Below are 15,209 nucleotides of genomic sequence, written 5' to 3'. Positions count from 1 at the left end.
AACAAATTATGAAATGGCAAGGAAGAAGACAAAGCGATAATGTAGAAGATCGTCGCGGCATGTCTACCGGAGGAAAATCAATCGTAGGTGGCGGAATCATAGGAATTATCATTTTACTCATCAATGTTTTTGGTGGAGAAAACGCCCAAATGATAACTCCTATATTAGAACAATTCAACAACCAATCACAAAGCGCTCCTACAGAACAAAGAGATTTAACCCCAAGCGAAGTCGAAGAAGGCAAATTTGTAAAAACAATTGTAGCAGAAAATGAAGACACCTGGAGTAAAATTTTCCAAGAAAACAATCTTCCTTTCCAACCCGCAAAATTGGTGCTCTTTAGCGGACAAGTAGAAACTGCTTGCGGTGGAGCCAGCTCAGCCTCAGGACCTTTTTATTGTCCAGCAGATCAAAAAATCTATATGGACATGTCCTTTTTCGAAGAATTGAGAACAAAATTTGGTGCGCAAGGGGGCGACTTTGCTGTGGCTTACGTAATTGGTCATGAATACGGGCACCACATTCAGAATCTATTAGGAACTTCAACCAAAATGCGTCAACTACAGCAAGGAAAAAGCGAAACCGAAGCCAACAAACTATCTGTAGCCTTAGAACTCCAAGCCGATTTCTATGCGGGGCTATGGACACATTATGACGACAAACAAAATAGCATATTAGAACCCGGTGATATAGAAGAAGCCCTAAGCGCCGCGCAAGCCGTAGGCGACGACGCCATCCAAAAGAAAATGCAAGGTCAAGTTATCCCCGATTCTTTTACTCACGGCACCTCTGAGCAACGCATCTACTGGTTTCAAAAAGGATTCCATTCTGGCGATATCAAGCAAGGCAATACCTTCAATTACATCCAGTAGTATATGAAAAACAAAAAGAGCTATTTTATTCTCAATAAGTAGCTCTTTTTTTTGAAGCAGCATCAATAGGCATTCTTGTAAAGAGGGTTCCCGCTCTCCATTACAATCTTTGCTGCCGAACCCCGGCAACAAAGGATTTCCACTACGATCGGGGCTAAAAGGAAACAATTTACCTTATCAGTAATCATTTACCCCAACCACCCATCTCTATCCAAACTACGGTATTGTATCGCTTCGGCAATATGCGAAGACATCACGTTGGGAGACGCTTCAAGATCAGCAATCGTCCTAGAAACTTTCAAAATTCTATCATAAGCTCTAGCCGAGAGATTCAAACGCTCCATAGCCGTTTTCAACAACTCTTTTGAAGCAGCATCCAAAGCACAAAACTCCCGAATATGTTTCGTGTTCATTTGAGCATTGTAATGAATATTTTCGAGCGAATCAAAACGTTGACTTTGCAATTCTCTAGCAGCTGTAACACGTTTTCGTATATCCACACTACTTTCTGCTTTTCGATCATCAGACAATTTCTCAAAAGGAACCGGAGTTACTTCAATATGAATATCAATTCTATCCAAAAGCGGTCCCGAAATTTTACTCAAATAGCGTTGCATTTCGTGTGGTGAAGACGTTTGAGGAGCACTAGGGTCATTAAAAAACCCACTCGGACTCGGATTCATACTCGCCACCAACATAAACGAAGAAGGATAAGTCACCGTAAACTTCGCTCTTGAAATCGTTACTTCCCTATCCTCCAACGGCTGACGCATCACTTCCAAAACATCGCGCTTAAATTCGGGTAATTCATCCAAAAACAACACCCCATTATGTGCCATCGAAATTTCACCTGGCTGAGGATAACTCCCACCGCCTACCAAAGCCACATTTGAAATAGTGTGGTGTGGACTTCGAAAGGGGCGTTGATTCATTAGTCCAACTTCTTTTAGTTTTCCAGCAACACTATGAATTTTAGTAGTTTCAAGTGCTTCGCGTAGTGTCATCGGAGGCAAAATACTAGGCAAACGTTTCGCCAGCATCGTTTTTCCCGCCCCTGGAGGTCCAATCAAAATAATATTATGCCCACCTGCAGCAGCGATTTCCATACAACGCTTAATACTTTCTTGCCCCTTCACATCCGAAAAATCAAATTCAGGAAAATCTAAGGTTTTATAAAATTCGGCTCGGGTATCAATTCTAGTGGGTTCCAGCGTTCCTTTTCCTTCCAAAAAATCAATGACTTCTTGCACATTTTCAACGCCATACACATCCAAACCTGCAACTATGGCGGCTTCTTTCACATTTTGCTTCGGCAGAAAAAAACCTTTAAAACCTTCTTCTTTGGCTTTTATCGCAATGGGTAATGCACCTTTTATGGGTTGCAAACTTCCATCCAAAGACAATTCACCCATAATAATATATTCGTCCAAAACAGCAGTAGAAATCTGTGAGGAAGCCACTAAAATGCCCACCGCCAAGGTCAAATCGTAAGCAGAACCTTCTTTTCGTAAATCGGCCGGAGCCATATTAATCGTAATCTTTTTTCCGGGCAAAGCATACCCATTATTTTTGAGCGCTGCCGCAATGCGATAACTACTTTCTTTAATCGCATTATCTGGCAATCCCACCAAATGATACCCTACCCCATTATCAATATTAACTTCTACCGTAATAGTGGTCGCTTCCACCCCAAAAACGGCACTTCCAAAAACTTTAACAAGCATATAAATAATCTTTTAAATAAAAGTAAAATAAAATCCGACACTATAACAGTAATCAACTTGTTAAATTTAAAAAGTATTCTCAAAAACTTAAAAAAATAAGTCACAAAAAAATAAAATTTTAGCAAAAAATAGTATTCAGCTATAAAACAGAAGTTAAAATTTAAATAGCCCTTCCAAGTGTTATTAATTTTAGTAATTTTAAAAAAATTAACTAACCCATTATGAAAAAACTTATAATCCTACTCTTTTTTGGTGTTTTTATAGCGAAAACACAAGCACAAGAGTACTTTCCGAATAACGAAAGTATTCCAAACAAAAACAATTATTACACTGCTTTTACCAACGCAAAAATCTATGTTACCCCTACTCAAATCATTGAAAAAGGAACTTTACTCATTCAAAATGGTAAAGTAGTAGCATCAGGAAACTCAGTTGCTATCCCCAAAAACGCGATGATAATTGATGCAGAAGGAAAATCAATTTACCCTTCCTTCATCGATATGTATACTAGTTTTGGTGCCGAAAAGCCTAAAAGAGCGGCATCAGGCGAAAGAGGTTCTTCTTATGATACCAAACGTGCAGGCTATTATTGGAACGAAAACATTCGCTCAGAAATCAATGCTTACGAAACTTTCGCTTACGACGAAACCAAAGCTGAAGAATTATTAAAAGCTGGATTTGGTGTAGTAGGCACTCACATTCAAGATGGTATTGCCAGAGGAACTGGAGCCATAGTTGCTTTGAATAACAGCGATAAAACCAATCGAATTTTGAGCAATAAAGCCACTCAACATTTTGGTTTTACTCGTAGCGTAACCACCAATCAATCCTACCCTTCTTCTTTGATGGGAATGATGGCTTTGCTTCGTCAAATGTATCACGACAAAGAATGGTACAAAAATGGGAATGCCTCCAACAAAGACTTATCCTTAGAAGCGTTGATTGCTAACGAAAAACTAGTTCAAATTTTTACAGCAGAAGACAAATTGAATAGTTTAAGAGCCTCCAAAATTGCAAAAGAATTTGGATTGAATTATATCCTTAAAGGAGGTGGAAATGAATTTGAACGCATTCAAGAAATCAAAAAAACGAATGCTAGTTTTATCATTCCGATTAACTTCCCAGAAGCTTACGATGTTTCAAATCCGTTCAATGCGAACCAAATGGAGTTGGCTGACTTACGTTTTTGGAATCAAGCACCTAGCAACTTAAAAGTACTATCTGAAAACGGAATTACTTTCGCATTAACTACAGATAAATTAAAAAAGATAGAGGACTTTAGAGGGAATTTATTAAAAGCCATTCAATTTGGTTTTGACCCGACAAAAGCATTAGAAGCTTTGACTACTACTCCAGCTGCTTTACTTGGAAAAAGCAATGAAATTGGAAGTTTAAAAACAGGAAGTTATGCCAACTTCATCATTACCTCAGGTGCTATTTTTGACGAAAAAACCATCGTTTTCGAAAACTGGGTACAAGGCAATAAGTATGTAATTAACGATTGGACTGTAAAAGATATTCGTGGAGAATACGATTTGACCGTAAGTAATGAAACCTATAAGTTAAAAATTGAAGGAGAAGTTGCCAAACCAAAATCGGATATTACAACCGCAGATAAAAAGAAAGTAAAATCGAATTTGACTTTTGCGAATCAATGGGTTACGCTATTAATCAAATCTAATGACGATGTAAAAACTAATTTTTCAAGACTGAATGGCTTGGTAGACACTACCAAAAACTTATCTGGAAAAGCCATTTTAAACAATGGTTCAGAAGTGACTTGGTATGCCAAAAAAACTGCGCCATTTAAGATTGTAAAAGACTCAAGCGCCGTTGAAAAACCATTCGCGGTTCAGCCTGTTACTTATCCAAACATTGCATACGGAAATACTGAATTACCAAAAGCTCAAACCTTGTTATTCAAAAATGCAACGGTTTGGACCAACGAAAAAGAAGGAATTCTAGAACAAACCGACGTATTGGTTAAAAACGGTAAAATTGCTGCTATCGGAAAAAATCTTTCAGATGGTGGAGCTACTATCATTGATGCCAAAGGAAAACACTTAACCAGCGGTATCATTGACGAACACTCTCACATTGCTATTTCGAATGGTGTAAACGAGGGCGGACACAACTCAAGTGCCGAGGTAACTATCGAAGACGTAGTCAACTCCGAAGACATTAATATTTACAGAGATTTAGCAGGTGGTGTTACTACATCACAATTACTACACGGTTCTGCAAATCCAATCGGTGGTCGCTCGGCTATCGTAAAATGGAAATGGGGAATGGAACCAGAAGAATTGTTATACAAAAACCAACCAAAATTCATCAAGTTTGCCTTGGGTGAAAACGTAAAACAATCCAACTGGGGTAACCCGAATCCAACTCGTTTTCCTCAAACTCGTATGGGAGTAGAACAAGTATTTACAGATTACTTTCAAAGAGCCAAAGAATACGACTTAGCTTGGAAAACGTACAATGCAAGCGGCAAAAAAGACAAAGCAAAAGCGCCAAGAACCGATTTGGAATTACAGACTTTAGCTGAAATTTTAAACAACAAACGATTCATAAGTTGTCATTCTTATGTGCAATCAGAAATCTTGATGTTAATGAATGTGGCGGACAAAATGGGCTTCAAAGTAAATACCTATACCCACATTCTTGAAGGATACAAAGTGGCTGACAAAATGAAAGAGCACGGTGTTGGTGCCTCAACTTTCTCTGACTGGTGGGCTTATAAATTCGAAGTAAACGATGCTATTCCACAAAACGGTCCGATTATGCATAACCACGGATTAGTAGTAGCCTACAATTCAGATGATGCCGAAATGTCAAGAAGATTGAATCAAGAAGCTGCAAAAGCAGTTAAATATGGTAACATTTCGGAGGAAGAAGCTTGGAAATTTGTGACTTTAAATCCTGCAAAATTATTACACATAGACGACAAAGTAGGAAGTATTAAAGTAGGAAAAGATGCCGATGTAGTACTTTGGAACAACAATCCTTTGTCTATTTATGCTAAAGCAGAAAAAACGTTAATCGAAGGTGTTGTTTATTTTGACAGCCAAGTAGACGAAGCCAAAAGAGCTGCAAATGCTAAAGAAAGAGTCGAATTAATTGGTCAGTTATTGTTAGAAAAAAACAAAGGAATGGCCACACAAGCTCCTAAAAAATCAATCAAACCTGAGTACGAATGCGATACAATGGAAGAATTGTAATCTAATCTAGTATGCACTACAAACACCAAATTTTAAAAAAGATGAACATAAAAATAGTACTTTTATTAGCCATTCTCGGTTTTTCAACACTTAGTCAAGCTCAACAAATACCTGCGCCACCACAATCAAAATCGATACTCATTCTAAATGCAACAGCACATTTAGGAACAGGTGAAGTCATTGAAGATGCAGCTATTGGATTTAAAGAAGGGAAAATTAATTTGGTAGCCAATGCCCAATTAATAAAATTAGGCAAAGATGCGTTCGACCTTATAATTGACGGAACTGGAAAACACGTCTATCCTGGATTTATCGTACCCAATTCTACTTTAGGATTGGTAGAAATTGACGCGGTAAAATCTTCGGATGATGAGGAAGAAATTGGAACTTTTAACCCCAACGTAAGAAGTATTGTGGCCTACACTGCCGATTCAAAAGTAATTGAAACCGTTCGTCCTAACGGAATTTTAATAGCTCAAATCACGCCAAGAGGAGGGAGAGTTTCTGGAAGTTCTTCTATTGTACAATTAGATGCTTGGCACTGGAAAGAAGCTTTGATCAAAGAGAATGATGGTATTCATATTAATCTTCCTGCTACTTTTAAAAGAGGTGGCTGGTGGGCAGAACCTGGTTCAATCGAGCCCAACAAAGAGTACAACAAACAACTTCAAGAGTTAAATGCTTTTTTCAAAAGTGCCAAAGCTTATTTAGGCGGTGCCTCAGACAGCAGAAATTTAGTTACTGAAGCTACGAAAGGTCTATTCGACGGAACTCAAACCTTGTTCATTCACGCGGATGAAGAAAAACAAATTGTCGATGGTATTCAATTGGCCATAGAAAACGGCATCAAAAAAATAGTCATCGTTGGAGGTTTCGAAGCCTATAAAGCAGCTCCACTTTTGCTTAAAAATAATATTGGTGTACTTTTAAGAAGAATTCACGACCTTCCTACCAATGAAGACCAAGATATTGATTTACCCTATAAAATGGCCAAAATATTAACTGATAAAGGAATTCTGGTTGGTCTAGAAAATAGCGGAAGTAAAGAAAGAATGAGTTCAAGAAACCTTCCCTTTTTGGCAGGAACTTGTGTTTCATATGGCCTAGACAAAGAAAAAGCGCTACAATTAATTACTTTGAATACTGCTAAATTATTAGGAATTGACCAACAATGTGGTTCCTTAGAAGAAGGCAAAGATGCCACTCTTTTTATCTCAGAAGGTGACGCTTTAGACATGCGAACCAACAAATTAACACATGCCTTTATACAAGGTAGAATGATTAGTTTGGCAACGCATCAAACAAAACTTAGCGATAAATACAAAGCAAAATACAATCAAAAATAAACACTATGGGACTGTTCAATGCCATTTTAGGAAACGCCTCAGAAGTAACACTCGAGAGTGCTTCCAAAGAATTCGAACCAATATTGATTGAAGGCGAAGTGATTGAAAAAGCCTTTCGATTACTAAAAGATATGTTTGTTTTCACTAACAAAAGACTAATCTTAGTCGAAAAACAATTAGTAGGTTCAAAAGTAGACTATTTATCCATTCCGTACAAAAACATCAAAAAATTCTCCAAAGAGAGTGCCGGAATCTTAGACATGGATGCCGATTTAAAAATTTGGTTGAACAATGAACCTAACCCAATTACGAAACAATTTGGTAAAGGAAGTAATAATATCAATGAGGTGTATCGTATTTTAAGTCAACATACACTAAAATAAATAATAACTTAATCTTCATAAAAGGAGGCGTCTACTATAAGACACCTCCTTTCTACAAAATACAAAAAACGAATCAATTTATATGTAAAAATAAAAACAGCTGTAATAAATTAAGAATAACCTCAGAGATTTAAATCATTTTACAGCCTGTTTTTTTAACAAAAACTTCAAGCACAATCATAAATATTTGCTTATAAATCAATAGCATAAACTTACTAGTGATTGGATTAATACAAATATTTTTGACATACAATAAAAAATAATGTAAAATATTTCTTTCTTTTTTTTAACTTTAACAGATATTTCTTTACTAATATATTTGTAAACTCAAAATATTATTCTATTTTGGTCATGTTAATTTTTTATTAAATTATTAAGTTTTTACAAAACAAAATTATCAAACCTAATCTTACCAAAAAAAACCTGCTATGAAGAAATTGTACTTTTTTACGCTGCTAATGTTTAGCGTAACGTTTTCACTTATGGCTCAAAAAGAGCAAATCAAGACTGCTCAAACAGAACTAAACAAAGGAAATGTTCAAGGAGCTTTAACCATTTTAAATGAAATCGAATATTTGATCACTAATGCTAAAGATGAGGACAAATCAGATTATTATTTTATCAAGGCAAAAGCTTATACAGCTCTAGCTAATAAAAAAACAGACACATCAAAGAATCTATCGTTAGCTGTTGCTTGCTACAATGAATTGATTACTGCCGAAGTTGATTCTGGGAATCTAAAATACGCAGTTCAAGCTAGAGAATCAATAAAAGAAATTAAAAGTGCTTTAGAGCGTAGTTCTGTTGAAGACAACAATGCACAACGATTTTCTGAAGCAGCAGATAAAATGATGTATTTATACGAAATGGATAAAAAAGATACTGTCAACTTATACAATGCAGCGTCTAATTTTTTCAATGCAAAACAGTATGATTTAGCATTGAAAAGTTATGAATTACTAAAAAACATAAAGTATTCCGGTAATGGCATGGAGTATTATGCAACAAACAAAAAAACCAATCAAGAAGAGCTTTTTGTTTCGGCTTCAAATAGGGATTTAGGAGTAAAACAAGGTTCACATGACAAACCAAGAAATGCAAAATCCAAATCTAAGAAAGCTGAAATATTAAAAAGATTAGCATATATTCAAACAGAAAAAGGAGATATAGCTAGTGCAGAAAGCAACTATAAAGCAATTATTAATATCAATCCAAATGATATAGAAACCTATATTGATTTAGCTTATGTAAAGCTCGATCGTAAAAAAGAAATAGCTGATAAAATGAGCTTACTTGGAACTTCTTCCGAAGATATGAAAAAGTATGATGAATTAAAGGCAAAAAAAGATGCGGAAGTAAAAACTGCAGTAAATTACCTTGAAAAAGCACTAATTTTAGACCCAAATAATAAAGACGTTTCTAAGCTCCTTCTTAATCTTTATCGCTCTTTAGACATGACCGATAAATATGAAGCTTTGAAGGCAAAAGGGTAATGTCAAATATTTCCAAAAAAAAAGTTGTTCTCTCGAACAACTTTTTTTTTGGGAAAAGTATTTTCCTAAATTATTTTTTTAATAACCCTTAACTTATGTGTATGCTTACTCGTTTCCATGTTATAAATCCCTAAATGATCTAAACGATCAACCCTCACTTTTCCACTAGCATGAATAATGTAATTATCAGACATTATTATACCTACGTGAATAATTTTCCCTTCTTCGTTATCAAAAAAAGCTAAATCACCAGGTTCACTTTCCTCAATAAAACTTAATGGATCTCCTTGTAACGCTTGCTGCGAGGCATCTCTTTTTAGGGTATATCCATTGAGTTTATAGACCATTTGTGTAAATCCAGAACAATCAATACCAAATGGCGTTTTTCCTCCCCATAAATAAGGAGCATTTAAATACATATAGGCAGTTTTTATCAAACTAGCTTTGTCCTTAACCCCACTTATTTTGGTACCTTCAAAATCAAAATGAGTCGCATTTATTTCATCATTATTCAAAAACGACAAACTAGCCCCCAAAGGAATTGGCATTAATAAATTATTAGGTCCAGTGATATATTCTATTAAGTCTGCATTCAAAATAATACTTTCCGTAGAAAGTCGTTTGAAGTTTTCTTCAGAAATTAACTGATATTGTTTACTGTCAACCCAGCCCTCATATTCATCGTATTGAAGTTTAATTTTAGACCACTGATTTTGCTTATCAATGATTTCGAAATGCTCTCCAAAAAGAACTTGTGATACGATTTCGCTTCTATCACTAGGTTCAAAGCGAAGTGGTATGATGGCTAAATTACAGATTCCAAACATTATTTTTGATTTACAAATTAAGATTTGTAGCCGCTAAAGAACAACAATTCAACTTTGTGTTTTAAATTTTTTCAATTACTATGGCCGATGCTCCACCTCCACCATTACAAATTGCAGCTGCACCAATTTTAGCATTATTTTGCTGCAAAACATTTAATAGCGTTACTATAATTCTAGCACCAGAACAACCTAATGGGTGTCCTAATGAAACCGCCCCCCCATTTACGTTTACTTTATTGTGGTCTAAACCAAGAATTTTTGAATTTGCTAAACCAACTACAGAAAAAGCTTCGTTGAATTCGAAATAATCCACATCGCCTAGAGCAAGACCAGCTTTCTCAAGAGCTTTTGGCAATGCTTTTGCTGGACTTGTCGTAAACCATTTAGGTTCTTGAGCCGCATCAGCATAACTTTTTATATAAGCTAATGGTTTAAATCCTAAAGATACTGCTTTTTCTTCACTCATAAGCACCAAAGCAGCAGCACCATCATTAATTGTTGAAGCATTTGCTGCGGTCACACTTCCATCTTTAGTAAAAACCGGACTCAAAGTAGGTATTCTGTCCAAATTCACATTGGTAAACTCTTCGTCTTTAGAAATTAGAACAGGATCACCCTTCCTTTGAGGAACAGCAACTGGAACAATTTCATTATCAAATTTACCTAGACCCCAAGCATCAGAAGATCTTTTGTATGATTCTATTGCAAATGCATCTTGTTCTTCACGTGTGATTTTATATTCAGTAGCACATAAATCGGCACTAACACCCATCGCAGTATTGTCGTAAGCATCAGTAAGACCGTCTTTTTGCATTCCGTCAACCATAGTGCTTGGACCAAATTTTGTTCCAGAACGTAGGTTCATGTAATGCGGAATCAAACTCATGTTTTCCATTCCACCGGCAACAACAATTTCAGCATCTCCACATTGAATAGCTTGGGAAGCTAACATAACCGCTTTCATACCAGAAGCACATACTTTATTTACAGTTGTACAAGCCACTTCATTGGACAATCCTGCAAATAATGCAGCTTGCCTAGCAGGAGCTTGACCAACACCCGCCTGAACTACATTACCCATGTAAACTTCATCAACTAAATTACCATCTAGTTGTATTTTTTCTAAAGCTCCTTTTATAGCTATGGCTCCTAATTTCGGAGCTGTAATATTGGATAATCCTCCCATAAAACTCCCAATTGGAGTCCTTACAGCAGAAACTATAACTACTTTCTTGTTCATAATGTAAAAATATGTTGATTTATTTAGCAAATTTAATCTTTTTTGCAACTATTTCATATTTTCATAAAATAATATGCATTTAACAAAAAGAAACCTAAGCACTATCAATCGTATTTGTTTGATTGTTAAGTCTTTTATAAATATATTGAATTTTATTTAAAAAAAAGCATCAAAATAGTTGCGAGAAACGTAAAGTTGACTTAAATTTGCAACCGCAAAACAAGATAGCTTTCTTGGTTTAGGAGAGGTGCCAGAGCGGTAATGGAGCAGATTGCTAATCTGTCGACGGGTAACCGTCGCCAGGGTTCGAGTCCCTGTCTCTCCGCAAATTTTGCCACTCGGGGTGTAGCGTAGCCCGGTTATCGCGCCTGCTTTGGGAGCAGGAGGTCGCAGGTTCGAATCCTGCCACCCCGACAACAATGGACGCATAGCTCAGCTGGATAGAGCACCTGCCTTCTAAGCAGGCGGTCGAAGGTTCGAATCCTTCTGCGTTCACTTCAAAACCCTTGATTTATCAAGGGTTTTTTTGTATCTGCACTTTTTTTTGTTTTATTTTTATGGATCAAGTTCAAAATCACAACAAAAACGCAAATAAATTGAAATGAATCAAACTCTTTCTTACATTAAAGTTTATCGTAACGGAAATTGAGCTTCAAAAACTTTAAAACGACGATCTAAATCGCTCAATAATTGCTGCTTCACAGCCTCCTCTTCTATAAAACTGAAATAAATACCGTTGTACACATATTCTTTGATGTCTTTATAGCTAACTTGAGGGTATCTTTTCGCCAAAAGAACATACTGTTCAACAAGATTAGTCCTTAAGATACCTGCATCGTCAGTGCTAATCACGATAGGCACACCAAATTCTTTATACAAGCTAAACGGATGACGATTTTCTTTTACTTTTAAAATAAACTCATTACTTACCAAATTAATTTCAATAGCAATCTTATTATTTGCCATATAACGTAGGAGTTCGTAACTGCTTTTCTCGTAAGCCAAATCAACGCCATGTCCAATTCTATTTGCGCCGGCGGTATATACTGCCGCGTTAATATGCCAAGTTAACTCTTCGGGCTTAACTAGTCCAAGTGTCAATTCGCCAGCATGCATACTGTATCTTACCTTCGGAAATTTGGAGTGACAGTATTTATACATTAACATATGTAATTCGTAATCTTTCATCGAAGTTTCTCCGTCTTCGGGTGAAACAATGTTCACACCAGTAAGAAGCGGACTAGTATCAGTGGAGATAAAAGCAATCACTAGATTTTTAAACAAATCTACAGGTTCCATAAAACGCAGAACAAAGTTTTGATAACGCATCGTAAATTGCGCGTCATCCATCTTCAAGTCTTTATGCATGCGCGCCACAAAATCAGTATTGAATTTTTCAGCATATTTTGCTGCGTCTCTTTTAGTAAAAGCCAAATACAATTGATCCAATACTTTGAAAAAATTTTTCTCATCTTTTTGAGCAACCAAAACACGTAGTTGTTCATTAAAAGAAGATAAGTCAGCAATATTCATGTCACACGGAATAGTAGACAATTGAGTTTCGATGTAACTAACATTTTCTTTGATGGCACGATTTTTTAATTCCAACAATCCTTGTTCGAAAGTTGGAGCAATCGTAGCCTGAAATTTTCCAAAAGACTCAAAAAACTGTTTGTCTGAAGGATAACTCACTCCATTAAAATCTTTTATCGACCATTTTTCGATAATTTTTTGTTGATACAAGGGCAGCAATCCTTTTTTCTGAATCATTTCAAAGGTCTCCCAATTGCCCTCTTTGCTTTTTTCTGGCTGCACCTCTAAAGTTTCTAAATTGAGATATAAATTACTTTTTATAGCATAAGCTATCAGAGGTTCAGTGTAAACAGATCCTGAGTAATGATGGTGCAAATCACCCCCTTTGGGCATTTGAGAAAAAAAAGCTGTGAGTTGAGCTTCGTTACTTCGTATCGTTTCAAAATAGCTTTCGACACTTTGAGCAGTTCCAAATACAGTACTTAAAAGAAGTAAAAAGAGCGAAATTTTTTTCATACTTTTTAAATTTAGTCGATTTGGGGTGCAAAAATAGGTAAAAAAGATCAGTTTTATGAGGTATACATTAAAATTGTAAGTGTTTGCTTTTTAAATAGTTATCACAAACCACGCTAAAGCAACACAAGTAACATCAGTCTTTTTATGATAAAAACTTCTATTTAGTAAATCAACTTAACTCGCTATATCTTTGATTTACAATTAGATAACTAAATGTGTTTTTTTATACTACAAAATCCCTAAACCCAACAATACCGAAAATACCATAAGTAGCACAGCTACTAACAATTGAATACTCTTAAGCGTTACTTTGTTCAACAAACGATTCCCTAAAAAAGCTCCTAAAAAAGCCGAAAGCGTAGCACAAAAAACCAAAGGATATGCAATTTTTCCAGTGTTTTGTGACCAGTTTTGCACGTAAATCCACATTCTCGAAAGATCGATCAAACAAGCAATAACTACACCTGTTCCTATATAAGATTCTTTAGACAAACCTGATCGAATCAAGAAAGCTGCTCGTAACGCCCCTTGCATACCAGATAATCCACCAAAAAAACCACTCAACATTCCACCCAATGGTAGATACTTTTTATCAAAAGTAAATTGTGACCAACTTGGAATAATTTCGAACAAGGCAAAAAACAACAGAACCAAACCAATACAAACTTTAATAGGCAAAAGAATAAATGTATGCCCCCAAAGAACGTAGCTCCCTATTGGCTGCATGCCCTCCACATACGATAGGAAAAAGGCTCCAAGCAAAGCAAAAACGATGGCTGGAACCCCAAAAGACAGCAGCACTTGTTTGTTCGCTTTTTGACCTAATAGCAAAAGTTTAAAAATATTATTTAAAAAATGCACAATGGCAGTTAACAAAATGGCTATTTCTATAGGAAAAAACAGACCAAAAACAGGCACTAACAATGTTCCCAAGCCAAAGCCCGAGAACAATGTTAACCCAGATCCCAAAAAAGCAACCAAGCAAATCAAAAAGTAATCCATGTTTTGATATTAAATCTTTAAATTACAAGCATCTGTTTAGAACAGAACTACTACTCATTTACTTTTTTGATTGAGTTTTTTATATTTTTGTTCTTTCAACTCAATGGTTCCATTTTCAATCTTGTCTACTATAATTTCAAAACTTGGCTTTATTGTAAACGTTTGTTTTTGTCCTACTACTTTCTTATAGGTCAATGTGATTTTTCCATTACCATCCTTTTGTAAACTAACGGGATCAATAGTTGTCATCAAGTCTGTTTCAGGCAAAATTACTGCTATAACATATTGCTTAGTAAAATCAATTTCTGTAGGTTTTCCATCTTTACCCATTGTGGTGGCCATACCAAAGATTTCATTAAACTTTTCTGCCGTTTCAATCTTTGGATTATCTACTTTATCAATTGTATTTTTTACAAAATAATTCTTGGCTAATACGAAAGAAATATCGGTTGTTTTGGCCTTATTTTGCGTTTTAACTACAGCTTTGTTTTTATTTTCTTCTTTTTCCGTTTTCGGTTTGCTTTGGCAAGCAACAAATAATAAACTTGCTACTATTACTACTATTACGATAATCTTTTTCATTTTTTTGGATTTTAAAGTTATAGAGATACAAAGTTATCCATTTATTTTAATTGACTGTAATCTAGGATGTTTTTACACATCATTTTTGAATTAGAGGATCAAAAATGTGTCTTTATGCATCAACCTAGCCCTGATGGGAGTGAAAATCCTCTGGCTCGGGTGGCTATTTTTTTGCGGGTGGGAAAGAGCGACCCAAGAAGCTCCTTTGCCACCCAGCAAAAAAAGCCAACCGAGACGGAGATTGTAACGTACAGCAGGATTAAGCTCCTAAAAAGTAGTGTAATGGAGGAATTTGCCCTTCGATTGCGCTCAGGGTGACGTTTTTTAAATTTTGATTTTTGATTTTTGGAATTAAAAATGTCATCTTGTCATATTTTTTTCCGCCATTTTTGGGGCAAACTGACAATTTATAGACTGACAGGCGCTTGGCACAGTCCTTGACTTACCGACCTCGAGTTGTTAAAACGAGT

At 35.8% G+C, this 15,209-nt stretch carries 12 protein-coding genes and 3 tRNA genes; 9 read left to right on the top strand and 6 right to left on the bottom strand.

Annotated elements, in window-relative coordinates; all coding sequences use genetic code 11:
- Positions 1-8: 8 nt before the first annotated feature.
- Positions 9-872, top strand: a complete 864-nt coding sequence (locus FLB_RS04365) for a neutral zinc metallopeptidase (RefSeq protein WP_064714728.1) — start codon at positions 9-11, stop codon at positions 870-872.
- Positions 873-1,060: 188 nt separating this feature from the next.
- Here FLB_RS04365 and FLB_RS04360 read toward each other — a convergent pair whose 3' ends face one another.
- Positions 1,061-2,596 carry a YifB family Mg chelatase-like AAA ATPase gene (locus FLB_RS04360; RefSeq protein ID WP_064714727.1) on the bottom strand — a complete coding sequence of 512 codons (1,536 nt, stop codon included), beginning with the start codon at positions 2,594-2,596 and terminating at the stop codon, positions 1,061-1,063.
- Between the two features lie 221 nt (positions 2,597-2,817).
- Here FLB_RS04360 and FLB_RS04355 point away from each other — a divergent pair, with 221 nt between their 5' ends.
- The 4 genes from FLB_RS04355 to FLB_RS04340 all read left to right on the top strand — a co-directional run bounded on the left by FLB_RS04355 (position 2,818) and on the right by FLB_RS04340 (position 9,039).
- Positions 2,818-5,817 (top strand): amidohydrolase family protein, encoded by a 3,000-nt coding sequence (locus FLB_RS04355; RefSeq protein WP_064714726.1) that lies wholly within the window; start codon positions 2,818-2,820, stop codon positions 5,815-5,817.
- A 41-nt stretch (positions 5,818-5,858) separates the two neighbouring features.
- Positions 5,859-7,163, top strand: coding sequence for an amidohydrolase family protein (locus FLB_RS04350; RefSeq protein WP_064714725.1), 1,305 nt, complete (start codon positions 5,859-5,861; stop codon positions 7,161-7,163).
- Between the two features lie 5 nt (positions 7,164-7,168).
- Positions 7,169-7,546, top strand: coding sequence for a PH domain-containing protein (locus FLB_RS04345; protein WP_064714724.1), 378 nt, complete (start codon positions 7,169-7,171; stop codon positions 7,544-7,546).
- Between the two features lie 482 nt (positions 7,547-8,028).
- Entirely contained in the window at positions 8,029-9,039 is a 1,011-nt protein-coding gene (locus FLB_RS04340; RefSeq protein ID WP_082923203.1) for a hypothetical protein, read from the top strand.
- Positions 9,040-9,104: 65 nt separating this feature from the next.
- Here FLB_RS04340 and FLB_RS04335 read toward each other — a convergent pair whose 3' ends face one another.
- The gene (locus FLB_RS04335; RefSeq protein WP_064714722.1) at positions 9,105-9,866 is read right to left on the bottom strand and encodes a C40 family peptidase; all 762 of its coding nucleotides are present in this window, start codon (positions 9,864-9,866) and stop codon (positions 9,105-9,107) included.
- A gap of 61 nt (positions 9,867-9,927) precedes the next feature.
- Positions 9,928-11,106, bottom strand: a complete 1,179-nt coding sequence (locus tag FLB_RS04330; protein ID WP_064714721.1) for an acetyl-CoA C-acyltransferase — start codon at positions 11,104-11,106, stop codon at positions 9,928-9,930.
- Positions 11,107-11,347: 241 nt separating this feature from the next.
- Between FLB_RS04330 and FLB_RS04325 the strand changes: the two genes are divergently transcribed.
- From FLB_RS04325 to FLB_RS04315, 3 genes are all read left to right on the top strand, one after another.
- Positions 11,348-11,431: transfer RNA gene (locus FLB_RS04325), tRNA-Ser, on the top strand.
- Positions 11,432-11,445: 14 nt separating this feature from the next.
- Positions 11,446-11,520, top strand: a tRNA-Pro gene (locus FLB_RS04320).
- Between the two features lie 7 nt (positions 11,521-11,527).
- Positions 11,528-11,601 (top strand) — tRNA-Arg (locus tag FLB_RS04315).
- Positions 11,602-11,736: 135 nt separating this feature from the next.
- Here FLB_RS04315 and FLB_RS04310 read toward each other — a convergent pair.
- From FLB_RS04310 to FLB_RS04300, 3 genes are all read right to left on the bottom strand, one after another.
- Entirely contained in the window at positions 11,737-13,155 is a 1,419-nt protein-coding gene (locus FLB_RS04310; protein WP_064714720.1) for an adenosine deaminase, read from the bottom strand.
- Positions 13,156-13,383: 228 nt separating this feature from the next.
- The gene (locus tag FLB_RS04305) at positions 13,384-14,157 is read right to left on the bottom strand and encodes a sulfite exporter TauE/SafE family protein (RefSeq protein WP_064714719.1); all 774 of its coding nucleotides are present in this window, start codon (positions 14,155-14,157) and stop codon (positions 13,384-13,386) included.
- Positions 14,158-14,211: 54 nt separating this feature from the next.
- A complete protein-coding gene (locus FLB_RS04300; RefSeq protein ID WP_064714718.1) occupies positions 14,212-14,739 on the bottom strand; it encodes a hypothetical protein in 528 nt (175 codons plus the stop codon).
- A gap of 114 nt (positions 14,740-14,853) precedes the next feature.
- On the opposite strand from FLB_RS04300, the gene FLB_RS04295 reads away from it, so the two are divergent.
- Positions 14,854-15,057 (top strand): hypothetical protein, encoded by a 204-nt coding sequence (locus tag FLB_RS04295; protein ID WP_157490528.1) that lies wholly within the window; start codon positions 14,854-14,856, stop codon positions 15,055-15,057.
- Positions 15,058-15,209: the final 152 nt, after the last annotated feature.

It is taken from the genome of Flavobacterium succinicans (assembly GCF_001662485.1).
GTDB classification, from domain to species: Bacteria; Bacteroidota; Bacteroidia; order Flavobacteriales; family Flavobacteriaceae; genus Flavobacterium; species Flavobacterium succinicans_A.
The sequence above is the reverse complement of the archived record's forward strand: the minus strand, read 5'-3'. Positions and strand labels throughout refer to the sequence as shown.